This is a genomic window from Pseudomonas sp. NPDC008258 (genome assembly GCF_042956345.1).
Classification (GTDB): Bacteria; Pseudomonadota; Gammaproteobacteria; order Pseudomonadales; family Pseudomonadaceae; genus Aquipseudomonas.
The window spans coordinates 1-1,293 of the sequence record NZ_JBIBGE010000081.1; the positions used below are offsets into that span (position 1 = coordinate 1).

A 1,293-nucleotide genomic window follows, 5' to 3' on the forward strand; every position below is an offset into this window, starting at 1 on the left:
GCCCGCGGTACAAACCGGAGACATCGTTTACATTCCAAACCGGGGACATGGTTTACAGGCTAATACGCATGATCAGGAGGTATCTGATCATGCCCTGGAACCAAGAGTCCCCTATGGATCAACGAATCAGACTGGTCAGTGAATGGCTTTCCGGTGATTACACCAAGAGCCAACTGGCGTGCCGGTACAACGTCAGCCGTCCCACGGTCGACAAGTGGATAACCCGATATGATGCGGGTGGGTTTACCGCGCTGTCCGACGCCTCGCGGCGCCCTAACAACAGCCCTAACAAGACCAGCGATGAGCTACTGGCCCGCATTGTTGCGATGAAAGAAGCGCACGACAAATGGGGCCCCAAGAAGCTTATCGAGTTGCTGCGTCTTGAAGATCCCTCCATTGATTGGCCCTCTCCAAGCACGGCCGGTCAGTGGCTGGATCGGATGGGCATGGTCCACAAGCGTGGCGCTAGACGGCGATACGGGAAGAGCCCCACAAAGATGCGGGAGGCCAACGAGCCGAACAAAACCTGGTGCATCGACTACAAGGGCCAGTTCAAAATGCTCGATGGCCAATGGTGCTATCCCTTGACGGTCACTGACCACGCCTCGCGCCTCATCCTGGCCTGCAAAGCTCACAAGAACATCATGACGCAGCCGGTCATCCAGACGCTTGAATGGCTTTTCCAGGAGCATGGCATGCCGGAGGTCATTCGCTCTGATAACGGCAGCCCATTTGCCTCAACTGGCTTGGCAAGAATGTCTACAGTCGCGGTTTGGCTGATCCGCCTGGGCATCATTCCTGAGCGGACCGCACCCGCGCGACCTGATCAGAATGGTCGCCATGAACGAATGCATCGAAGCATGAAGCTTGAACTGCCGATAGGACAAAACCTGATCGATCAACAGCTACTGCTCGAGCACTTTCGGCACGAATTCAACTATGTCCGGCCCCACGAAGCGCTGGGGATGAAGCGCCCATCCGAACTATACGTACCCTCTGACCGAATTTACCCAGGATGCCTGCCTATCGTGGAGTATCCCGCCGAAATGACGGTCCGCAGTGTCAGACAGAATGGGTCGATCAAATGGAAGGGCAAGCTGTTGTTCATCAGCGAAGCCCTCTGTGGCGAGAGGATCGGCCTAAAAGAAGTGGAAGATGATGTTTGGGATGTGTTCCTGTGTGACCATCTCCTGGGAAGGCTTGGACGGGGTGAGAACCGCGTCCAAGCCTCAAATGTGTAAACCATGTCCCCGGTTTACGATGTAAACGATGTCTCCGGTCGTACACCGCGAA

At 55.6% G+C, this 1,293-nt stretch carries 1 protein-coding gene; it reads left to right on the forward strand.

All coding sequences use genetic code 11. The features are described 5' to 3' along the window. Positions 1-89 precede the first annotated feature (89 nt). Complete coding sequence (locus ACFY9W_RS29070) at positions 90-1,241, forward strand: DDE-type integrase/transposase/recombinase (protein WP_391138303.1); 1,152 nt, start codon at positions 90-92, stop codon at positions 1,239-1,241. Positions 1,242-1,293: the final 52 nt, after the last annotated feature.